The organism is Pseudomonadota bacterium, from assembly GCA_037200975.1.
Taxonomy (GTDB): domain Bacteria; phylum Pseudomonadota; class Gammaproteobacteria; order Steroidobacterales; family Steroidobacteraceae; genus CADEED01.
On sequence record JBBCGI010000001.1, the window covers coordinates 4,052,262 to 4,074,367 of the forward strand.

18 protein-coding genes and 1 pseudogene are annotated in these 22,106 nt (G+C 64.7%); 6 read left to right on the forward strand and 13 right to left on the reverse strand.

The window, feature by feature from the left end; all coding sequences use genetic code 11:
* Positions 1-10: 10 nt before the first annotated feature.
* From WDO72_18120 to WDO72_18130, 3 genes are read right to left on the reverse strand one after another with little or no spacing between them, the layout of a single operon-like run.
* A complete protein-coding gene (locus tag WDO72_18120) occupies positions 11-973 on the reverse strand; it encodes an HlyD family efflux transporter periplasmic adaptor subunit (protein MEJ0087594.1) in 963 nt (320 codons plus the stop codon).
* Positions 970-1,824, reverse strand: a complete 855-nt coding sequence (nadC, locus tag WDO72_18125) for a carboxylating nicotinate-nucleotide diphosphorylase (protein MEJ0087595.1) — start codon at positions 1,822-1,824, stop codon at positions 970-972. Before nadC ends, WDO72_18120 begins: the two co-directional genes overlap by 4 nt.
* Positions 1,821-2,432 (reverse strand): urate hydroxylase PuuD, encoded by a 612-nt coding sequence (locus tag WDO72_18130; GenBank protein ID MEJ0087596.1) that lies wholly within the window; start codon positions 2,430-2,432, stop codon positions 1,821-1,823. Before WDO72_18130 ends, nadC begins: the two co-directional genes overlap by 4 nt.
* Positions 2,433-2,512: 80 nt before the next feature.
* Here WDO72_18130 and WDO72_18135 point away from each other — a divergent pair.
* Positions 2,513-2,656, forward strand: a pseudogene (locus WDO72_18135) (DUF1289 domain-containing protein).
* Positions 2,657-2,674: 18 nt separating this feature from the next.
* A complete protein-coding gene (gene grxD, locus WDO72_18140) occupies positions 2,675-3,001 on the forward strand; it encodes a Grx4 family monothiol glutaredoxin (protein ID MEJ0087597.1) in 327 nt (108 codons plus the stop codon).
* A 56-nt stretch (positions 3,002-3,057) separates the two neighbouring features.
* Here the strand turns inward: grxD and rnt are convergent, their stop codons facing one another.
* Together rnt and pyrC are read right to left on the reverse strand one after the other, a co-directional pair.
* Complete coding sequence (rnt, locus tag WDO72_18145) at positions 3,058-3,708, reverse strand: ribonuclease T (GenBank protein MEJ0087598.1); 651 nt, start codon at positions 3,706-3,708, stop codon at positions 3,058-3,060.
* Between the two features lie 62 nt (positions 3,709-3,770).
* The gene (pyrC, locus tag WDO72_18150) at positions 3,771-4,814 is read right to left on the reverse strand and encodes a dihydroorotase (protein MEJ0087599.1); all 1,044 of its coding nucleotides are present in this window, start codon (positions 4,812-4,814) and stop codon (positions 3,771-3,773) included.
* Positions 4,815-5,043: 229 nt separating this feature from the next.
* Here pyrC and aceE point away from each other — a divergent pair, with 229 nt between their 5' ends.
* The 3 genes from aceE to lpdA are packed head-to-tail and all read left to right on the forward strand — an operon-like array spanning position 5,044 to position 11,140.
* On the forward strand, positions 5,044-7,707 hold the full coding sequence (aceE, locus tag WDO72_18155) for a pyruvate dehydrogenase (acetyl-transferring), homodimeric type (protein MEJ0087600.1): 2,664 nt from the start codon (positions 5,044-5,046) through the stop codon (positions 7,705-7,707).
* Positions 7,704-9,341 (forward strand): dihydrolipoyllysine-residue acetyltransferase, encoded by a 1,638-nt coding sequence (locus tag WDO72_18160; protein MEJ0087601.1) that lies wholly within the window; start codon positions 7,704-7,706, stop codon positions 9,339-9,341. The genes aceE and WDO72_18160 overlap by 4 nt, the downstream gene beginning before the upstream one ends.
* Positions 9,338-11,140, forward strand: a complete 1,803-nt coding sequence (gene lpdA / locus WDO72_18165; GenBank protein MEJ0087602.1) for a dihydrolipoyl dehydrogenase — start codon at positions 9,338-9,340, stop codon at positions 11,138-11,140. Before WDO72_18160 ends, lpdA begins: the two co-directional genes overlap by 4 nt.
* Positions 11,141-11,144: 4 nt before the next feature.
* Here the strand turns inward: lpdA and WDO72_18170 are convergent, their stop codons facing one another.
* The 8 genes from WDO72_18170 to WDO72_18205 form a co-directional block, all read right to left on the reverse strand.
* On the reverse strand, positions 11,145-11,903 hold the full coding sequence (locus tag WDO72_18170) for a hypothetical protein (protein ID MEJ0087603.1): 759 nt from the start codon (positions 11,901-11,903) through the stop codon (positions 11,145-11,147).
* A gap of 129 nt (positions 11,904-12,032) precedes the next feature.
* Positions 12,033-12,461: a DUF1841 family protein gene (locus WDO72_18175; protein ID MEJ0087604.1), complete on the reverse strand. Its 429-nt coding sequence runs from the start codon at positions 12,459-12,461 to the stop codon at positions 12,033-12,035.
* On the reverse strand, positions 12,458-13,117 hold the full coding sequence (nth, locus tag WDO72_18180; GenBank protein ID MEJ0087605.1) for an endonuclease III: 660 nt from the start codon (positions 13,115-13,117) through the stop codon (positions 12,458-12,460). Before nth ends, WDO72_18175 begins: the two co-directional genes overlap by 4 nt.
* 25 nt (positions 13,118-13,142) lie before the next feature.
* Positions 13,143-13,697, reverse strand: coding sequence for an RnfABCDGE type electron transport complex subunit B (locus tag WDO72_18185; protein MEJ0087606.1), 555 nt, complete (start codon positions 13,695-13,697; stop codon positions 13,143-13,145).
* Between the two features lie 7 nt (positions 13,698-13,704).
* On the reverse strand, positions 13,705-15,750 hold the full coding sequence (gene metG / locus WDO72_18190; GenBank protein ID MEJ0087607.1) for a methionine--tRNA ligase: 2,046 nt from the start codon (positions 15,748-15,750) through the stop codon (positions 13,705-13,707).
* A gap of 73 nt (positions 15,751-15,823) precedes the next feature.
* Positions 15,824-16,885, reverse strand: coding sequence for a type IV pilus twitching motility protein PilT (locus tag WDO72_18195; GenBank protein ID MEJ0087608.1), 1,062 nt, complete (start codon positions 16,883-16,885; stop codon positions 15,824-15,826).
* 11 nt (positions 16,886-16,896) lie between these two features.
* On the reverse strand, positions 16,897-18,012 hold the full coding sequence (locus WDO72_18200) for a PilT/PilU family type 4a pilus ATPase (GenBank protein ID MEJ0087609.1): 1,116 nt from the start codon (positions 18,010-18,012) through the stop codon (positions 16,897-16,899).
* 170 nt (positions 18,013-18,182) lie between these two features.
* On the reverse strand, positions 18,183-20,720 hold the full coding sequence (locus WDO72_18205) for a HEAT repeat domain-containing protein (protein ID MEJ0087610.1): 2,538 nt from the start codon (positions 20,718-20,720) through the stop codon (positions 18,183-18,185).
* Positions 20,721-20,923: 203 nt separating this feature from the next.
* Between WDO72_18205 and apbC the strand changes: the two genes are divergently transcribed.
* Positions 20,924-22,018 carry an iron-sulfur cluster carrier protein ApbC gene (gene apbC / locus WDO72_18210; protein MEJ0087611.1) on the forward strand — a complete coding sequence of 365 codons (1,095 nt, stop codon included), beginning with the start codon at positions 20,924-20,926 and terminating at the stop codon, positions 22,016-22,018.
* The last annotated feature ends 88 nt before the right edge of the window (positions 22,019-22,106 follow it).

Genomic DNA, 22,106 nt, shown 5'->3' on the forward strand with positions numbered 1-22,106 from the left:
GCGGCGCTGTTCACGGCGCTGCCAGCTCGAGCGATACGTCCACGGGCACGCCCGAGGGCAGCTGCGCCGCCTCGGCGTCGTCGAACACGACTTCGCAGAGGAAACTCAGGCGCGAACGGTCGGCCGCGGTGAGCGAGTAGTAAGGCGTGAATTCGGCTTCGCTGGCGATGAAGCGCACCTGGCCCTTGAAGGTGCGATCCACGCCGTCGACGCGCAGCGTGGCGGGCGTGCCGATCTTCACCTGCGCGCGGATCGGGGTCGGCACGTGGATGCGCGCAAATGGCGCGGCGTTGGTCAGCAATACCGCGACCGTGGCGCCACGCGCGGGTTTTTCACCGAGGTGAAATGGCAGCGAATCGATGGTGCCGTCGATCGGCGAGCGCACTTCGAGGCGCGACGAGGTGGTCTCGAGGCCGGCCAGATTGGCGCGCGCGCTGTCGGCCGCCTGCCGTGCCTGTGCAAGCTGTTCGCTGCGCGTGCCTTCCTGCAGCTCGCGCAGGTCGGCTTCGGCCTCGTGGAGATTGGCTTCGGCGGTGCTGGCGGCGGCGACCTGCCGGTCGGCGTCCGATTTGCTGACCAGGCTGCGCGCCACGAGACCCAGCAAACGATCGCGTTCGCGCACGGCGTCGTCGCGTTGCGCGCGGGCGGCGTCGCGGCGCGCGGCGGCCGCGCGAATGCTGGTGACGCGCGGGCCGTTCTTCAGTTCGTCGACGCGCGCCTCGGCTTCGGCGAGTTGCGCGCGTGCGGCATCGAGCACGGCCTTCGACAGCGCGCGGTCTTGCACGACGACCACATCGCCGACCTTGACGGCGGCACCTTCGGCCAGCGGCAGGGACACGATGGATTCGTTGGCGTCGGCGACCAATTCGACGCGGTCGCGTTCGAGGGTGCCGGGCAGGGCGTCTTCGTCGTGCCGCGAACAGGCGGCGAGGGTTGCCGTGGCCGCCAGCAGGGCCAGCGTGCGTTTATTCATGACGCGAACTCGAAGCGCATCGACAGATCTACCGCCTGCACGTGTTTGGTGATGGCGCCGATGGAAATGTAGTCGACGCCGGTCAGCGCGATCTCGCGCACGGTCGCCAGCGTCACGCTGCCGGACGCCTCGAGCTTGGCGCGCGCGCCGCTGGCGCGATTGCGCTCCACCGCGATACGCATGTCGTCGTTCGTGAGTTCGTCGAGCATGATGATGTCCGCGCCGGCCGCAAGCGCGTGGTCGAACTCATCCAGCGTTTCGACTTCGACTTCGACTGGTACGCCCGGAGAAATCCGGCGGGCAGTCGCGACGGCGGTGCCGATCGAACCCGCGGCGATGATGTGATTCTCCTTGAGCAGCACCATGTCGTAGAGGCCAAGACGGTGGTTCTGGGCGCCGCCGCAGCGCGCGGCATATTTCTGCGCGAGCCGCAGGCCCGGCAGCGTCTTGCGTGTATCGAGGATGCGGCATTTGGTGCCGGCGATGGCTTCGACGAAGCGGCTCGCCGCCGTGGCCGTCGCTGACAAAGTCTGCAGGAAATTCAGCGCCGTACGTTCTGCGGTGAGAATGGGGCGCGCGGCCCCGGAAATCTTGAGCAGAGGCGCGTCCGCGAGGATGCGTGCGCCATCGGCGGCCTGCCATTCGAGGCGGATAGCCGGATCGAGTTGTTTGAAGGTCGCATCGACCCAGTCGGTGCCGCAGAGGATCGCGGACTCACGCGCCACGATGGTGGCGCGGACCTGTTGGGACTCGGGAACCAGGGCGGCGGTGACATCACCGCCGCCCAAGTCTTCTGCAAGCGCGGCAGCGACCTGCCGCGCAACGATGTCGCTAGAGACCCGTTCGATCAGAAGGGCAGGCCGTGAGATGAACCTGCCATGCACAACAACATTGGGAACGACAGGATGAAGTTCGTGCGCGACGCGTAGAGCGCCACCTTACGGGCCTTGGCTTTTTCTTCGTCGCTCGCGGGTTTAATACCGAGAATCTTCTTCTGATTCGGCCAGATCAGACCCCAGACATTGAACAACATGATGGTGCCGAGCCAAGCTCCAATACCGATTTTCAGATGATAGAAGCTGCCGCCGTCGATCGTTGCGCCCAGTGTGAATGCCGGGACGAAGTTGGCGCCTAGCAACCACGCTCCCGCAAGCCAAGTCGCGAGTGCAGCCCAGCGGAACCAGAACAACGCGCGCGGCGCAATGTACTTATTGACGCCAGCACCGCCGGGCCCCCCCTTATCCGCCGCCGCGTCGGCCAGACCCGGGGTCTGAACGGCGTTGAAGTAATAGAGCAGGCCAATCCAGAACACACCGGCAACGATGTGCACCCAGCGTGCTAGCGCCAATTGATTGAATACGATGCCCGACTCGACGGTCGAGCTCAGTCCTACAGCAAGAAGAACCGCCAGCACGATGCCAGTGACAAGTGCGTAACGGTGATTCGTGAATATTTTCATTGTCTTAATCTCCCCGGTGAGCGGTTTGAAGAATAGGGGACGAGCCCCCATAATTCAACGCGCTCAGCGCGGCCGACCCCATGATTGAACGCCCGCCATCCCCATGCATCAAAGTCTGTGTGCTTGCAGGTACGCGATGCGTCGGTTGTTTGCGGACCGTCGATGAAATCGCCGCCTGGGGCGCGATGGGCGCGCAAGCGCAGTGGGCACTCATCAGGGTGCTCGAGGAAAGGAGAAAGTTCGTGGCCGAAGACGTCGTCAGTCGAATCAAGACCCATATCGGGTCCAATCCCGCGGTGCTGTTCATGAAGGGCACGCCGGATTTTCCACAGTGCGGGTTTTCCGCCCAGGCCGTGGCCGCATTGCGCGCCTCGGGTGTCAGTGATTTCCACCACGTGAACATTTTCGAAGATCCCGAGCTGCGTGAAGCGCTCAAGAAGTTCTCGAACTGGCCCACCTACCCGCAGCTGTATGTGAACGGCGAGCTGCTCGGCGGCTGCGATATCGTGCTCGACATGCACCGCAGCGGGGAGCTCAAGAAGACTCTCGCGGAAGCCGGAGCGAAGTAGCGGTTGAAGAGGGTGCCGGGTGAGGAAAGTGAGGAGAGCCGCTCTCCCCACTTTCCTCACCCGGCACCCTCTTCAACCGGGCCGCCCCACAGGGCCTGCGCGCGGACGTCCGCCTTGCGCCACACCCCGTCGAGCGCGTTGCACACTTCGCAGAAGATGTCGGCGGTGCGCTCGGCATCGTATTTGGCCGAGTGCGCTTCGTTCGAATCCCAGATGACTCCACAGACCTGCGCGGCTTTGGCCAGCACGGTCTGGCCAAATGCGGCACCGGCCAGCGTGGCGGTGTCGAAGCACGAGAACGGGTGGAACGGATTGCGCTTGATCTCGGCGCGCGCGACGGCGGCGTTCATGAAGCCAAGATCGAACGCAGCGTTGTGACCGACCAGCACCGCCCGGCGGCAATCCTGCGCTTTCATCGCCGCGCGGATTTCCGTGAAGACGCGCCCGAGTGCGTCTTTCTCCGGCAGCGCCGGACGCAGCGGATGAAACGGATCGATGCCGTTCACGGCCAGCGAGGCGGGCTCCAGATTGGCGCCTTCGAACGGACGCACGTGGTACTGGTGCGTTTCGCCGCGCCGCAGCCGCCCGTCGGGCCCGAACTCGATGAGCACCGCCGCGATCTCGAGCAGCGCGTCGGTCGCGCAGTTGAACCCGCCGGTCTCGACGTCGACGACCACGGGCAGGAAACCGCGAAAGCGCCGGCTCATCAGTGGCGCACTCGGCGTTTCGACCGCGATCTCGGGGCTGGCCGGTGAGACGACTTCTTCCATCAGGCGGCCAGCTGCCAGGCGACCGGTTCGTTCGCGCGCATCGGCACGAGGTTTCCGTCGCCCAGCGGGTAGTTAGCCGGCGGGCGCCATTCGCGCTTCACGAGCGTGATTTTCTCCGTATTACGCGGCAGGCCGTAGAAATCCGCGCCGAAGTCGGACGCAAACCCTTCGAGCTTGTCGAGCTTGCCCGCCGACTCGAACGCCTCGGCGTACAGCTCGATGCCCGCGTGCGCGGAGAACATGCCGGCGCAACCGCAGGCGTTTTCCTTGGTGTGCTGCGCGTGCGGCGCGCTGTCGGTGCCGAGAAAGAACCGCGGATTGCCACTCACGGCGGCCGCGAGCAGGGCTTCGCGATCCGCTTCGGTCTTGAGGATCGGCAGGCAGTAATAGTGCGGGCGGATACCGCCCTCGAAAAGCGCGTTGCGATTGTGCAGCAGGTGCTGGGGAGTGATGGTCGCGCCGACGCCGTCGCGCGCGCCGCGCACGAAATCCGCCGCGATCTTGGTCGTGATGTGCTCGAACACGACGCGCAGCTGCGGAAAACGCTCGATCGTCGGCGCCAGCACTTCGTCGATGAAGCGCGTCTCGCGGTCGAACACGTCCACGTGACGCGCGGTCACTTCGCCGTGCACGAGCAGCGGCAGCCCGAGCTCGCTCATGCGCTCGAGCACCGCGTCGATGCGGCGGATGTCGGTGACGCCGGAATCCGCGTTGGTGGTTGCACCGGCGGGGTACAGCTTGCAGGCGAACACCGCGCCGCTGTCCTTGGCGCGCACCATTTCGGCCGGATCGCTGCGATCGGTCAGGTACAGCGTCATCAGCGGCGTGAAACGCGCGCCGCGGTCATCGCCCGGGGGCAATGCGGCCAGGATGCGTGCTCGATATTCGAGAGCCGCGGCCGTCGTGGTGACTGGCGGCTTCAGATTGGGCATCACGATGGCGCGCGCGAATCGCGCCGCGGTAAACGGCAAAACAGCCGCCAGCGCGGCGCCGTCGCGCAAGTGCAGGTGCCAGTCATCGGGGCGGCGAATCTCGATTTGCATTCAATGTCCCGCTGCGATAGCGGTGGCCTGCAAAAATGTCATGGATGGAGTGCGCAAAAACGCGCCGTAAGCTGCTGTGTGGATTGAGGTTTGCTTGACCGGAGGCACTCAAGAAACGATCATATCGCGCCTTGTTTTCCCCGCCCCCTTACCTCACTTACAACGCGGCGCATGCTAGCACAGCGCTTGAGCTTTTCTTTGCGCCGCAGTTGGCCGGAATTGGACTCGTATGACGGAAATTATGAAGCTCGAAGATCAGGATCCGATCGAGACACGCGAGTGGCTCGAGTCGATCGATTCAGTATTGAAAACTCAAGGCGCGGAGCGCGCGCATTACCTGCTCGAGCAGCTGATCGATTTCACGCGCCGCTCCGGCGCCTATCTTCCGTTCCGTCCGAACACCGCGTATCTCAACACGATTTCGACCGCGCACGAACCTTCCTATCCGGGCAATCGTGAATTCGAGAAACGCATCGAAGCGTGCATCCGCTGGAACGCACTCGCGATGGTGCTCAACGCGAACAAGGTGTCGAGCGAATACGGCGGCCACCTGTCGACCTACGCGTCGTCAGCCACATTGTACGAAGTGGGCTTCAACCATTTCTGGCGCGCCGCCTCGGAGCAGCATCCCGGTGACATGGTGTTCGTGCAGGGTCACGCCTCGCCCGGCATCTACGCGCGTGCGTTCCTCGAAGGCCGGCTGAGCGAAGACCAGCTGCGGCATTTCCGCCAGGAAGCTTCCGGCGACGGGCTGTCGTCGTATCCGCATCCCTGGCTGATGCCCAACTTCTGGCAATTCCCGACCGTGTCGATGGGCCTCGGGCCCATGATGGCTATCTACCAGGCGCGTTTCCTGCGTTACATGGAAAACCGCGAGATGGTGCCCGTCTCGGACCGCAAGGTCTGGGCCTTCCTCGGCGACGGCGAGATGGACGAGCCCGAGAGCATGGGCGCGCTGACGCTGCCGGTGCGCGAGAAACTCGACAACCTCGTGTTCGTCGTCAACTGCAACCTGCAGCGGCTCGACGGTCCGGTGCGCGGCAACGGCAAGATCATCCAGGAGCTCGAGGCCGCGTTCATGGGTGCCGGCTGGAACGTCATCAAGGTCGTCTGGGGCTCGCGCTGGGATCCGCTGCTGGCGCGCGACAACGACGGTCTGCTCAAACGCGTGATGGAAGAGTGTGTCGACGGCGAGTACCAGAATTTCAAGGCGAAGGGCGGCGCGTACACACGCGAGAACTTCTTCGGCAAGTATCCCGAGCTCAAGGAGATGGTCGCCAACATGTCGGACGACGACATCTGGCGCCTGAATCGCGGTGGCCACGACGCGCGCAAGGTGTTCGCGGCCTACACGGCGGCGATGAATCACAAGGGCCAGCCCACCGTGATCCTGGCGAAGACCGTCAAGGGTTTCGGTCTAGGCAAGGCGGCCGAAGGCCAGATGGTGGCCCACCAGCAGAAGAAGCTGGACGAGGCCGCGCTGCGCGACGTGCGCGACCGTTTCAACATCCCGCTCACCGACGAACAGGTGGGCAAACTCGCGCTCGTGAAGCCGGCGGACGACGCGCCGGAGATGAAATACCTGCACGAGCAGCGCAAGTCGCTCGGTGGCTATCTACCCGCGCGCAAGATCGTGGCCAAGCCGCTGGTCATCCCGGAGCTGTCCGCGTTCAGCGCGATGCTCGAGGGCACGGGCGACCGCGAGATCTCCACCACGATGGCGTTCGTGCGCATCCTCACGATGCTGCTCAAGGACAAGAACATCGGCAAAAACGTCGTGCCGATCGTTCCCGATGAAGCGCGTACCTTCGGCATGGAAGGCCTGTTCCGCCAGATCGGCATCTACAGCTCCGCCGGCCAGCTCTACACGCCGGTCGATTCCGACCAGCTCATGTCCTATCGCGAGGACAAGAAGGGCCAGATGCTCGAAGAGGGCATCAACGAGGCGGGTTCGACCTGCTCATGGATCGCCGCCGGCACGGCGTATGCGAATCACGGCACGCACATGGTGCCGTTCTACATCTACTACTCGATGTTCGGCTTCCAGCGCGTCGGCGACTTCTACTGGGCCGCGGGCGATCTGCGCACGCGCGGCTTCTTGTTGGGTGCGACCGCAGGCCGCACGACGCTCGCGGGCGAGGGCCTGCAGCACCAGGACGGACACAGCCTGCTGCACGCGGCTACCGTGCCGAACTGCGTCGCCTACGACCCGACCTACGCGTACGAGCTCGCCGTGATCATCCAGGACGGCATGCGGCGCATGTTCGCGAACGACGAGAGCGTCTTCTATTACATCGCGGTGATGAACGAGAACTACGTGCAGCCCGCGCTGCCGAAGGGCGTCGAGGAAGGCATCCTCAAGGGCATGTACCTGTTGCAGACCGGCGGTGCCGGCAAGGTGCGTGTCTCGTTGATGGGCTCGGGCACGATCCTGCGTGAAGTCATCGCGGCGGCGGACATCCTCGCCAAGGACTTCAACATCCCCTCCGACATCTACAGCGCGCCGAGTTTCTCGGAGCTGCGCCGCGAGGCGCTCGAGATCGAACGCTGGAACCGGCTGCATCCCGCCGAGACGCCGCGCACGCCATACGTCAAGCAGGCGTTGTCGAAGGCCACCGGGCCGTTCATCGCCGCCACCGACTACATGCGTGCCTGGCCCGACATGATCCGCGAGTGGGTGCCGGGCCGTTTCGTGACGCTCGGCACCGACGGCTTCGGCCGCTCGGACGGCCGCAGCGCGTTGCGCAAACATTTTGAAGTCGATGCGAAGAACATCGTCTATGCCTCGTTGCATGCGCTCGCCGAAGAAGGCGCGCTCGACAAAGGCACGCTCCGGACCGCGCTCAACAAGCTCGGCCTCGACCCTAACAAGCTGGATCCGCAGAAAGCATGAGCACGGTTGAAGTAAAAGTCCCCGACATGGGGAATTTCGAGTCGGTGACCGTCATCGACGTGCTGGTCAAGCCGGGCGACGTCATCGACATCGATACGCCGCTGGTCACGCTCGAGACCGACAAGGCCACGATGGACGTGCCGTCCACGGTGAAGGGCGTCGTCGAGAAGGTGCACGTCGCGAAGGGCGGTTCCGTCGCAGCCGGCGCGCTGATCGTCAGCGTGAAATCCGACGCAGCTTCGAGCGCCGCCACGCCCGCCGCGGCTCCGCCTCCTGCCGCGACGAAAGCCGCGGCGCCGCCGGCCAGCGCCGCGCCCGCGCCGGCTCCCGCGGTCATCGGTTCGATCGACGTGCGCGTGCCCGACATGGGCAGCTTCGATTCCGTGGCCGTCATCGACGTGCTCGTGAAGCCCGGCGATACGGTCGATTTCGACACGCCACTCGCCACGCTCGAGACGGACAAGGCCACGATGGACGTCCCGTCCACGGCCAAAGGCGTGGTCGAGAAAGTGCATGTCGCCAAGGGTGGCAAGCTGTCGCCCGGCGCGCTGGTCGTCACGGTGAAAGGCGTTTCCGTCGCGGCTCCCGCAGCCGCGGCAAAGCCTGCGGCCGCCGCGGCGCCTGAAAAGCCGGCATCTATCGCCAGGCCAGCCGCGCCGCAAGGCGTCCAGCAGGTGCTGGCACCGGCGCGCGGCGGATTGCCACCCGTCGACGAAGCCAGCTTCGGCGCGGCGCATGGCTCGCCTTCGGTGCGCAAATTTGCCCGTGAGCTCGGCGTGAATCTCGGCAGCGTGCGCGGCAGCGGCGAGAAGGGCCGCATCCTGCTCGACGACGTGAAGGCCTTCGTGAAGCTGGTGATGTCGGGCGGTGGCCCGGTCGCCGCGGCTCCCGCGCTGCCGAAGGCACACAACTACGACGCGTCCGCCTTCGGTGAGGTCGAGATCAAGCCGCTGAACCGCGTGCAGAAGATCTCCGGGCCTCGTCTGCAGGCGGCGTGGATCAACATCCCGCACGTCACGCAGTTCGACGAGTCGGACATCACCGAGCTCGAGAAACTTCGTGGCACGCTCAAGGAAAAAGCCGCCGCCGCGGGCGTCAAGGTGACGCCGCTGGCGTTCATCGTCCAGGCGGCGGTGCGCGCGATGCGCGAGTTCCCGACGCTGAACAGCCAGCTCGATGACGCGGGCCAGAACCTGGTGCTCAAGAAATTCTTCAACGTCGGCTTCGCGGCCGACACGCCGAACGGCCTGCTCGTGCCCGTGATCAAGGGCGCCGACAAGCTGGACGTGTTCGCGGTCGCCAAGGCGCTCGGCGACCTCAGCGCGAAGGCGCGCGACGGCAAACTACCCGGCGCCGACATGCAGGGCGCGGGATTCACGATCTCGAGCCTGGGCGGCATCGGCGGCACGATGTTCACGCCGATCATCAATTCACCCGAGGTGGCCATCCTCGGTGTGTCGAAGTCCGCGATGAAACCCGTCTGGGACGGCAAGCAGTTCGCGCCGCGATTGCTGCTGCCGCTGTCGTTCTCGTACGACCATCGCGTCATCGACGGCGCGCTCGGCGCGCGCATCGCGAAGTTCCTCGCGGATACGCTCGCGAAACCCGCCGATCTCGTCGGGGCGATGTCGTGAGCCGGATCGACCTGACCGTTCCCGACCTCGGCAATTTCGACGAGGTCGCCGTGGTCGACGTGCTCGTCAAAGTCGGCGACGTGATCGAAGTCGAGACGCCGCTGGTCACGCTCGAAACCGACAAGGCGACGATGGATGTGCCGTCCACCGCCGCGGGCACCGTCACGGAAGTGCTGGTGCAGAAGGGTGGCAAGATCGCCAAGGGCGGATTGATCGCGCGTGTGGAAGGGACCGAGGCGGCCAAACCCGCGGCGCCAGCGCCGGCGAAAGCTGCCGCCGCGCCGGCCACGAAGACGCCTGCACCCGCACCCGCCGCCGCGCCTGCACGCACCGCGTCGCCGCCTCCGGCTCCCAAGCCGTCGAAGCCGCTCAAATCCGACGTCCCGCACGATCGCGAAACACAGTTGCTGGTGCTGGGCGCGGGGCCCGGCGGGTATACCGCGGCATTCCGCGCGGCCGACCTCGGGCTCAAGGTCACGCTCGTGGAGCGCTGGCCCATGCTGGGGGGCGTGTGTCTCAACGTCGGCTGCATTCCATCCAAGGCACTGCTGCACGCGGCCAAGGTCATCGACGAGGTTGGTGAGATGAGCCGCCACGGCGTCGTGTACGGCGCGCCGCAGATCGATCTGCCGAAGCTGCTCGAATGGAAGAACAGCGTCGTCAAGAAGCTGGTCGGCGGCCTTTCGATGCTGGCGAAGCAGCGCAAGGTCGAAGTGGTGCAGGGCACGGGCAAGTTCGCGAGCCCGCATGTCGTCGAAGTCATCGGCCCGGATGGCAAGAGCCAGAAGATCCGCTTCGAGCAATGCATCATCGCGGCCGGTTCGGAACCCATCAAACTACCGTTCATCCCCGACGATCCGCGCGTCATCGATTCCACCGGCGCGCTCGAGCTCGGCGGCGTGCCGCAGCGGCTGCTGGTGATCGGCGGCGGCATCATCGGCCTGGAAATGGCCACCGTGTACGCCGCGCTCGGCGCGAAACTTTCGGTGGTCGAGCTCACCGGGCAGCTGATGCCGGGCGCCGATCCGGATCTCGTCAAGCCGCTCGAGAAACGTCTCAAGGCGCGCTACGAGCAGATCCTGCTCAACACCAAAGTGACCGGCTGCACGGCGAAACCCGAAGGCCTCGCCGTGGAATTCGAAGACGCCAGCGGCAAACGCACCGATGTCTTCGATCGCGTGCTGGTGGCCGTCGGCCGCAGCGCCAACGGCAAGCGGCTCAATCTCGAGTCGGCCGACATCGACGTGAGCGACCGCGGTGTCATCCCGGTCGACAAGCAGATGCGCACCAACCTGCCGCATGTGTTCGCGATCGGCGATCTCGTGCCGGGTCCGATGCTGGCTCACAAGGCCATGCATGAGGCCAAGGTGGCGGCCGAAGTCGCCGCGGGCCAGAAGAGTTATTTCGACGCGCGCGTGATTCCGTCGGTTGCGTACACAGATCCGGAAGTGGCCTGGGTGGGCCTCACGGAAACCGATGCCAAGAAGAACGGCACGGCCTACAAGAAGGGCCAGTTCCCGTGGGCGGCGAGCGGCCGATCGCTGGCGCTGGGCCGCGACGAGGGTTTCAGCAAGCTGCTGTTCGACCCGGCGACGCATCGTGTGCTCGGAGGCGGCATGGTCGGGCCGAACGCGGGTGAGCTGGTCGCCGAAGTGGCGCTGGCCATCGAGATGGGCGCGGATGCGGCCGACATTGGCCTCACGATCCATCCGCATCCGACGCTGTCGGAGACGGTGGCGCTGTCAGCCGAGGCGTTCGAAGGAACGCTCACGGACCTCTACATTCCGAAACGCGCCTGAACGGTCAGAGCGTGTGGGCGGTGGGCGCGGCGGCGGTCAGTTCGCTGGTCGGCGCGGCACCGAACGCGTAGTCGACGATCACGCGCACGGCCAGTGTGTCGTCGACGCTCCAGTTCGAAACATCGAGGCACACCGAGCGCTGATCGGCGCTGACCGGCGATTCATTGGCTGCGGCACCGATGTGCAAGCTGCCGAGCGTGGGCGCTCCGGCATCGCGCTCCAGCCAGGCAGACTCGCTCCTGGGCACGCGCGCCTGGACCCGGATATCGGCGATGCGCGCCGCCGACGGAATGGCGGCGCACAGGGCGATGGCCTGGGCAGTACGTTCGCTGCAGGAAACCGGACCGACTTCGTCGGGCTGTGAGGCGATCCGGCAGGGCGGCAATTGCGCGAGCGACTCGGCCGACCCGGTCTCTCCATTACGCGCCGGGATCGTGCTGCCGCTGGCGCCAGTCGCGTCCGGGTTCGCGGCCTCGGCCTGCTGCCGCTGCAGCGCGGAGAATTCGGCGAATTGTTTGGCGAGCGTGGCTTCCATCGTGGCGCGCATCTCTTCCTTGGCGCTGACCGCGCGCAACGCCGACCAGGCATAACCGCCGACGATGCAGCCGATCATCAACGCGACGGTTGCGAGCAAGGAACGCAGGCGCTTTTTCTTCGGCCGCGTTTCGCTCGGCGCGCGATTGCGGACCAGCTGGAAAATGGCCGTGAGCATGGTGGCGAGCGCGCCGATGATGGCGGCGATAATGGTTTCGGAAATACCCATCGGAAACCTCAAAAACAAGCGCGCGGCCAGTGTAGACCGGCGCTTTCCCGCGGCAGCGCGGGGCCTTTCGGCAGTGGGTACTGGTTCACACTTCGTGGAGCGCCCGTGTGTGGCGCGGTGCCGGACGCGTCAGGCGAGGGTCCGCAGCCTCTCGAGATAGGCGTTTTCGTCGGGCGGTTTGCCCGCTCGTTGCGCTTCCCACAGCGCTTCGGCGAGCTTCTCCAGCATGAGATGTTCGGCCTCGTGCGCTCCGCCGTACTTGGCGGCGAGTTTCGCGTGTATTTCGGAGATTCCGGCCGGGCGGTTGGTCGCCACCTGTTCGCGGATCGCGAGGTGCAGGCCCATGTGCAGCCAGGGGTTGAGCTGGCCGGAGCGCGGTGAGTAGTTAGCAAGGTCGGCCGCCGCGGATTCCACGATGACGTGGTATTCCGGGTGTTCCGAAATGATCGCGACGATCTGTTTGTCCAGCGGCGAGAGCGTGTGCTGGCCCTTGTACCTGCGCCATGCCGCGCGATAGGACTCGCGCAGCTGGTCGCGCGATTGACCGGCGAAGATCATGGAGTCCGGCCCGCGGCCGCGATTATCTTGCGTCGCAAGGGGTATTCGCACATATCGTTGACTAGGCACCTGTCGCATGCGGGTTTCAGCGCCTTGCAAACGTAGCGGCCATGCAGGATGAGCCAGTGATGAGCGTCATGAGCGAATTCCCCGGGCGTAAATTTGAGCAGCGCATCTTCCACGTCCCTAGGTGTTTTCCCCGGCGCAAGCCGCGTGCGATTGGCGACGCGAAAGATGTGTGTGTCGACCGCTATTGTCGGCTCTCCGAAGATTGTGTTGAGGACCACGTTCGCAGTTTTGCGACCCACTCCCGGTAAAGCTTCGAGGGACTCGCGCGTGCGGGGTACTTCGCCGCCGTGTTCGTCGGCGATTGCCGACGCCGTGGCAATCACGTTTTTCGCCTTGGCCTTCCACAGACCGATCGTCCGGATGTACTGCGAAAGTTTTTCCGCGCCGAGGTCGGCGATCGCGCGCGGCGTGCGCGCGACCGGGAAGAGCTTACGGGTAACCGCATTTACGCTCTTGTCCGTGGCCTGTGCGGAAAGGATGACCGCGACGAGCAGTTCGAACGGCGTCTCGTATTCGAGCTCCGTGGTCGGATGCGGATTGGCCACGCGGAACCGTTCGAAGATCACGCGGCGCTTGGCTGCATTCATGGGCGGGTTTTCATTGCCGGGGGTTTCACGGCGCCGGCCGCGCACCGCGCTTCTTGGCGGCGAGCGTGGCGGCGCGTTCCGCCGCGCGCCGCGCGATGCGTTCGTTGTGGGCGTGATAACGCGCACGGGAATCTTCCGCCGGCGGCAGCGTGAGCGTGCGCAGCGGACTTCCGAGCAGCGGAATCATCACGATGCAATCCACCGGGCACGGCGCGACACAGAGCTCGCAGCCCGTGCACAGCTCCGCGATGACGGTGTGCATGCGGCGCGGCGCGCCGGCGATCGCGTCGACCGGGCAGGGTGGCAGACATTTGGTGCAGCCGATGCAGCGAGCTTCGTCGATGAATGCGACGGTGGGCGCGGCTTCGAGGCCGTTGTCCTTGTTGAGCTGCCGCGGTTCGCGCGCGAGCAACTGCGCCAGCGCGACGATCGTTTCCGTGCCACCCGGCGGGCACTGGTTGATGTCGGCGTCGCCGCTCGCGACGGCCTCGGCGTACGGCATGCAGCCCGAGTACCCGCAGCGCGTGCATTGAGTCTGCGGCAGCAGGCGATCGATCGCGACAGCCAGCGCGTCGGACATCGCCGCCTCAGGTGACTTTCATTCCAGGCTTCGCGCCGCTGTCGGGCGAAAGCAGGAACACGTCGGGGCCGTCGTCGCCGCTGGCGCACAACACCATGCCTTCGGAGACGCCGAAACGCATCTTGCGTGGCTCGAGATTCGCGATCATCACGACCTGGCGGCCGATGAGTTTGGCGGGGTCATAGGCCGAGCGGATCCCCGAGAACACGTTGCGCTGCTCGCTGCCGAGATCGAGCGTCAGCTGCAGCAGTTTGTCCGAACCCTCGACGAACTTCGCGTCGAGCACGTTGGCGACGCGCAAATCGAGCTTCGCGAAATCTCCAATCGCGACTTTTCCGGGGGCGGCGGCGGCAGGTGTATTCACTTCGTTACTCTTCTTCTTCGCAGGTTGTGCGTCGGTTTTCTTCTCGGGCGCGGGCCCGGCAGGCGCCGCGATCAATTGCGCGACGACCTTCGGGTCGAGGCGCGTGGCCAGCGGTTGGTACGTTTCGATCGGATGATCCAGCAACGGAGTGGCGACCGACTCCCACTCGGCGAACGAGATATTGAGGAACTTGCCGGCCTTCTCCGCCATCTGCGGCATGACCGGCGCGAGGTAACTCATGAGTACACGAAACAGGTTGATGCCTTGCGTGCACACGGCCATGACTTCGGCGGCCTTTGCGGGGTCCTTGGCCAGCGCCCAGGGCTTGTGGGCGTCCACGTACTGGTTGGCGCGATCGGCGAGGCCCATGATGCCGCGCAGCGCCGCGGAATAGTCGCGCGCGGCGAACAGCTCCGCGATGGTGCCGCGCAACGCGGCGAATTCCTCGTACAGCTGCGGTTCCGGTAGTTTGACGGCGAGCCGGCCGCCACCCCGCTGGATGAACCCCGCGCAGCGGCTGGCGATGTTCACCAGCTTGCCGACGATGTCGGAATTCACGCGCGCGACGAAATCCTCGAGGCTGAAATCGATGTCGTCGACCGCGGCACTCAGTTTGGTCGCGAAGTAGAAGCGCAGCGGCTCGGGCGGCAGCAACGCGAGATAGGAACTCGCGGTGATGAACGTGCCGCGCGTCTTCGACATCTTCGCGCCGTTGATCGTGAGGAACCCGTGCACGAACACGCCGGTGGGTTTGCGACAACCGGACCCGTGCAACACGGCGGGCCAGAAGAGGTTGTGGAAGTAACTGATGTCCTTGCCGATGAAGTGATACAGCTCGGTCGTGCTGTCCGCCTTCAGATATTCGTCATAGTCGAGGCCGCGTTTGTCGCACAGCGCCTTGAAGCTGCCGAGGTAGCCGATGGGCGCGTCGAACCAGACGTAGAAATATTTGCCGGGCGCGCCGGGGATCTCGAAGCCGAAGTAGGGTGCGTCGCGCGAGATGTCCCAATCCTGCAGGCCCGTCTTGAACCACTCGGCGAGTTTGGCGCGCACCTCGGGCTGGCTCGCGCCGCCGCCTTCCAGCCACCCGCGCAGGACCTGGTCGAAATCGCCGAGCTTGAAGAAGTAGTGTTCGGATTCACGCCAGACGGGTGGCGTCTGGCTGATCGTCGAGACCGGATTGATCAGCTTGTCGGGCGTGTAGGTAGAGCCGCAGTTCTCGCAGGAGTCGCCGTATTGATCGGCCGTGTGGCAGACCGGGCATTCGCCTTTCACGTACCGATCGGGCAGGAACATGCCCGCCTTCTCGTCGTAGGCCTGGCGCACACTGCGCGTCGTGATGTGCCCGGCCTTCTTTAGCTTGCCGTACAGGTCCGCCGTGATCAGTTTGTTTTCGGGCGAATGCGTCGAATGAAAATGATCGTGCCCGATCAGGAAGCCCTGGTAGTCCGCGTGATGTTCCGCGGCGACACGCGTGATGAGCGCTTCGGGCGTCACACCTTCGGCCTGCGCCTTGATCATCACCGGCGTACCGTGGGTGTCCTCCGCGCACACGTAGAGGCAGTCGTGACCCTGCATGCGCTGGAAACGCACCCAGATGTCGGTCTGAACGGCCTCGATGATGTGGCCGAGATGCAGCGCGCCGTTGGCATACGGCAACGCGCTGGTCACGAGGATTTTGCGGGGCATTGGAACAGTGGGTCCGTTGAAAGGCCCGCAAGTATAGACGAGGCGGCACAGCCTCCCTACACGGAGGAACTCGCTAGCCTTGATCCTTGACGGGCTCGAACTTCGACTTGCTTATGCCCTTTTTATAGGCTTCCTTGCCCGTGATCAGCCGCTGGTTCAGCAACGCTTCGATGGCGCTGTCCATGGTGCGCATGCCGTGCTGGCTGCCCGACTGCATGGTGGTTTCGAGCTGATCGAGTTTGCCCTGGCGGATGAGGTTCGACACCGCCGGCGTGTTCACCAGGATCTCGAGCGCTGCCACGCGGCCGCTCTTATCCGCCTTCTGCAGCAGCTGTTGGGAGACGACACCGCGCAACGAGGTCGACAACATCGTGCGCACGTGACTTTGTTTGTCGGAAGGGAACACGTTGATCATGCGGTCGACGGTGGGCGCCGCGCCGTTGGTATGCAGCGTGCCCATCACGAGGATGCCCATCTCCGCGGCGGTGACCGCAATGCTGATGGTTTCGTAGTCGCGCAACTCGCCGACCAGCACGACGTCCGGGTCTTCGCGCAGGCCGGATTGCAGCGCGGTGGCGAAGCCCTTGGTATGCACGCCGACTTCGCGCTGGCTGATCAGGCATTGCTTGCGCCGGTGCACGAACTCGATCGGGTCTTCGATGGTGAGAATGTGGCCCTTCACCCGGCTGTTGATGTCGTCGATCATCGCGGCGAGCGTCGTCGATTTGCCCGAACCGGTCTTGCCGGTCACCAGGATCAGGCCATTGTTCGCGCGGCACAAAGTGTAGATGGCGGGCGGCAGGTTGAGCTGCTCCATCGTCAGCGCCTTGGACGGAATGGCGCGCATCACCGCGCCCATGCCATTCAATTGCCGCATCACGTTGACGCGGAAGCGGCCGTATTCGCCCATGTTGTAGGCGAAGTCCGCGCCGTCGTGTTCCTCGAACCGCTTCACCGCGGTCTTCGGCATGATTTCGTACAACGTCTGCTGCACGAAATCCTTTTCCAGCCGTTCGGGGCGCAGCGGTTGCAGGTCGCCGTACAGGCGGATGCGCGGCGGATCGCCGGCGAGAAAGTGCAGGTCCGAGCCTTTTTTGCCCAGGACTTCCTTGAGATATTCGTCGATGACGGGCATGTCGGCTCTAACTACCCGCCGGCCGCTTGCGAGGTCGGCGACGTGACGTCGAGTTTGGGCATCAGCGAAGTGTCCGTCACGTAGCGCTGGAACGGACGGCGGTCGCTGGCATAGGTCACCGCGTCGTCGGGATCGATTTCCTTGCGTGACAGCGAGTCGAGCAGCGCCTGGTCCATGAGCTGCATGCCCAGATCCTTGCCGGTCATGATCTGGTTCGGAATCTGGTGCGTCTGGTCCGTCTGGATCAGCTTGGCGACCGCGCGGTTCATCACCAGCGTTTCGCAGATGGCCTTGCGGCCGCGCGCGTCGGCGGTCTTGACCAGTATCTGCGTGACCACGGCCAGCAAGCTCTGCGACAGGAAGCTCTTGGTCTGCTCGCGCTCCTCGATGGGCAACGCGTCGATGATGCGATCGATGGTCTTGGATGCTGACGTGGTGTGCAACGTGCCGAGCACCAGGTGGCCGGTTTCGGCGGCGGTCATCGCCATCGAAATGGTCTCCGCGTCGCGCAATTCGCCGACCAGGATGACGTCCGGGTCTTCGCGCATCGCGGCGCGCACGCCCTCGGCGAACGATGGAATGTGCGTGCCGAGCTCCCGCTGGATCACCTGGCTGAGTTTGCTGCGATGGACGAATTCGATCGGATCTTCGAGCGAGATGATGTTGAGCCGGCGCGAAGTGTTCAGGTGATCGATCATCGCCGCGAGCGTGGTCGACTTGCCGGTGCCGGTGGCGCCGGTGACCAGCACCATGCCCTGGTGAAAGTCGCACAGCTTCTTGACGATGGGGGGCAGCGCCAGTTTGTCGATGCTGGGAATATCCTGCGGAATGGCGCGGAACGTTGCGCCCAATCCGGTTTCCTTGCGGAACACGTTGACGCGGAAGCGCCCGCCGTCGGCGGACACATACGAGAAGTCGAGGTCGTTGCCCTTGCCGAAGTACTCGTGCTGGTTCTTCGTGAAGATCTCGGTCAGGTAACTCTCGAGCTCCGCATCGCCGACATCGCGGAACTTGATGGGCATGAGGTCGCCATTCATGCGCAGCATGGGCGGCACGCCGACGGCCAGATGCACGTCGGAGCAGCCCTGCTGCATGCCAAGCTTCAAGAAGGCGTCGATACGAGCCAAGCGGCTAATTCCTCAAGGTTTTCGGGGCTCACCCAAGCATGCGACGGTGAGCGGGGCGCCCAGTGTGACGCAGTGCGCGATTCTTCGCGAGCCGCGTCCGGGGAAAGTCGGCGGAAGGGCAATAGTGAGGCCTGTTGCTCAGGGTCGGGCCCGCCGCCCGGCCGAGCGAATCAACGGTATTTTTCGAGCGCCGCGCGCAGCTCGGGCATCGTCTGGTAACGCTTGTCCTTGTCGACTGACATGGCCTGCATGATCACTTCGGGCAAGCCAGGTGGCAGTCCCGGGTTGATCTCGCGCGGCGGGCGCGCCTTGCCCTGCACGTGCTGGTACATGACCGACATGTGATCGCCGCGCGCGTACGGCGGCACGCCACACATGATTTCGTAGAGGATGACGCCGAGGGCGTACACGTCGGCGCGCTGATCCACTTTCTTGCCGAGGATCTGTTCCGGCGCCATGTACTTCGGCGAACCGATGACGTAGCCGGTCTTGGTGAGCTGCGTGTCGCCTTCGCGCTGCGCAGCGGCCACGCCGAAGTCGACGATCTTGAGCAGCCCCTCGGCGTTGATCAGCACGTTCGCGGGCTTCAAGTCGCGATGCACGATGCCGACCGCGTGGGCGACTTCCATGCCGGTGCAGATATCGATGCCGAAGCCGAGTGCGCGCTGCAAGGGCATCGGTTTCTCGCCGACCACTTCGCTGCCGAGCGTGTGAGAGGGGAAATACTCCATCGAGATGGCGTAGTTGCCCTGGATGAACAGGAAGTCGTAGATGCGGATGACGTTGTGGTGCGTGATCTTGCGTGAGTAACGCAGCTCATGCACGAAACGCTTCATGATCTCTTCGTCTTCGGAGACGTTGGGATTCAGGAATTTGAGAATGAGGCGCTCGTCGACGACGGTGTCTTCCATCAGCAGCACGGTGCCGAACGCGCCCTTGCCGATGCGCTCCACGTATTTGTAGCGGCCCTCGATGATGTCGCCGGGCTTGAGCGTCTGGATGTCGAGCTTCTGCGGCCCGGCCATCTTTTCCGCCTCTTTGACGACGCGCTGCACTTCCTGCTCGGACATGAGCTGGGTGCGAGCGGCTGCCTGCGCGGTCGGTGGTGGCGCGGCAGCAGGACGTGGCGGTGGCACCTCGACGCGCGGCCGCGGTGGCGGGACGGGCGGCGCTGCCATCTGCGCAGCGCTGGGAGCCTGCGTGGCAGCGGCGGGGCGATCCCGGGGTGCCATGTCGGGGACGCGATTCTGCGTCGAGGAGAGGCGCGTGCCGCTCACGGAGAAACGCGAATCGAGATCCGACAACGCGCGCAATGCCGCCTGGGCTACGGTCTGTTCCGCCGAAGTCGTCTGGGCCTGGATCTGCACGCGGATGTGCTCGAGCCGCCGTTCGTCGGCGAGTTTGGCGAGCGAATTGATCGCCTCCAGCCGGATATCTTTCTCTTCGCGCGACAGCAGCGGCAACACGGCATCGATGACTTTGTAGTCGCCAAGGCGGCCCAGGGCACGCACGACCACGGGCAATGATTTCGGCGGCGTGGAATCGAGCATCTCCACCAGACGCGGCACGGCGCGCTTGCTGCCGATTTCCGCCAGCGCGTCGACGGCGCGTTCGCTGACCCACCAATCCTTGTCCTTGGTGGCCTCGATGAGATGACCGACCGCGCGGTCATCCTTAGTCTGGTTGAGAATCTCGACCGCCGCGCGGCGGATGTCTTCGTCCTGATCGCCCACCAGCTGCAACACGGCCTCGACCACTCTCGGTCCGCCGATCTTGCCGAGCGCGTCAGCGGCGCGGCTGCGGACCCACCAGTCGTCGTCCGATACGGCTTCCAGCAGTTCTTTCACCGACTTCGCATTGCCGATTTCGTTCAGCACTTCGACCGCGGCGCGGCGCGCGTATTCGTTCTCGTCTTTCAGCACCGGGATCAGGAACTTGATCGTTTCCGGATCGTTCGCGCGGATGACCACGTCGATGGCCTTGTTCTGCACGTCGATCTCGGGATCGCGCAGCAGCGCGCAGACCTTCTCGATGTCGATCGGGCCGTCCATGCGGGCGAGGGCGGATAACGTCGCGGCGCGCACCAGCTTGTTGGTGTCGCCGAGCTGTTGCTGCAGTGCTCGTTGAACTTCGGGTTTCGGGAAGCGCGACAGGATGTTGATGATGTGCAGGCGCGCCACCGGATCCTTGCCGTTGAGGCGGCCGACCAGTTCCGGCAGATCGTTGTCGGTCGCAAGCTCGCCGAGGATGCGGAACAACGCGGCCTTTTCGTTGGCTTCCTGCTTGTACGCCGCCGCCAGGATTTCGCGCACCGACAACCTCGCACGGTGCGCGGTGATGACGTCGAGCAGGGCGGACTTCGCGATGCCTTCGGTGCCCAGTGCGTCGAGCAGCATGGTCGGTGGATAAGCGCGGCTGCTCGACAGCGCCCAGGCGACGCCCGCGACCACGCGCGGGCTGCCGGTGACCATCGATTCGATGAACTTCGGGAAAGTCTTTTGATTGACGAGCCCGGTAAGCACTTCGATGTACGCGACGGTGGCGATCTTGTCGGCATCGGCGAGGGCCGCGGTTACCGGTTCGATAGCACCAGCCCCCAGCTCACGAAGTTTCGCGATGGCCTTCTGTGTTTGCGGAGCGGCTACATCGGTCGCTTCCTTGAGCTCCGTGATGAACCGATCGGCCCGGATGTTGGTGAAAAAACTCATGAAACGGATGTTCCGCAGGAAGCGCGCGGGGCGGCCCCTCGAGGTGCGCTTGCGGAATGAATCAAGTCTGTCGTCCTTTGTTCCCGAACCCTGTTACAAAAATTATGCCATATGTCCCGTCGAGGCCGGCCGATCTAGACCGCTTCCATGGAATTTTCGCTAGAATCCCCGCCCCTTCTGTCCCGGCGGACAAATTCATCACTATGGCCCCCATGGCATCCGCCGAATTTCGCGCACTGGTTGAAAAATATCAGGACCCATATCTCGGTCAGAGCTTAGGAAGCGCCCAGGCGGTCGAGTCGGCTGAGCTGAAAGGTGATCGGGCTCACGTTCGCGTGGCACTGGGTTTCCCAGTCGGCGGCTACCAGGACGAATTCACGCGCGGTCTCGCGAGCCATGTCGGCGCGGGCGGCGGGCCCAGCGACATCGTGGTCGAGCTCACGTCCAGAATCACTGCACATGCCGTACAGCGGCAGCTTTCTCCGCTCGCGGGCGTTCGCAACATCGTGGCCGTCGCCTCGGGCAAAGGGGGAGTCGGGAAGTCGACGGTCGCAGCAAATCTTGCGCTCGCCTGGGCGCGTCAGGGCGCCAGGGTCGGGATCCTCGACGCCGACATCTATGGCCCGAGCCAGCCCATCATGCTCGGTCTCACCGGCCAGCGCCCCGCGTCGCCCGACGGCAAACGCATCAAGCCGCTTCAGGCCCATGGCCTGTCGGCGATGTCGATCGGGTTTCTCATCGATCCCGAACAGCCGATGGTCTGGCGCGGTCCGATGGTGACGCAGGCGCTGACGCAGTTGCTCGGCGACACGGATTGGGGGGATCTCGACTACCTCGTCATCGACATGCCACCCGGCACCGGCGACATCCAGCTGACGCTGGCGCAACGCGTGCCGGTGGCGGGTGCGGTCATCGTCACCACGCCGCAGGACATTGCGCTCGCCGATGCCCGCAAGGGCCTCAAGATGTTCGAGAAGGTCAATGTGCCGGTGCTCGGCATCGTCGAGAACATGAGCGTGCACGTGTGCAGCAACTGCGGACACGTCGAACATCTGTTCGGCTCCGGTGGTGGCGCGCGTATGGCGGCACAGTACGGCGTCGAGCTGCTCGGCGAATTGCCGCTCGACGTGCGCGTGCGCGAGGAGGCCGACGGCGGCGTGCCGACGGTCGCGGCGCAGCCGGATGCGGCACATGCGGCGCCATACTTCGCGATGGCGCGGCGCACGGCTGCGGCGCTGTCGCGGCGCGCGAAGGATCGATCGACCCTGTTTCCCAAAATCGTCGTGGAAGAAAGCTGATAACAAAAAAATCATGCGCGCCGATCGAGCGCGCATGCGCGCTAGTAGAATGAACGACTTCGCATTCGCGCGGGCACACACGCCGAGG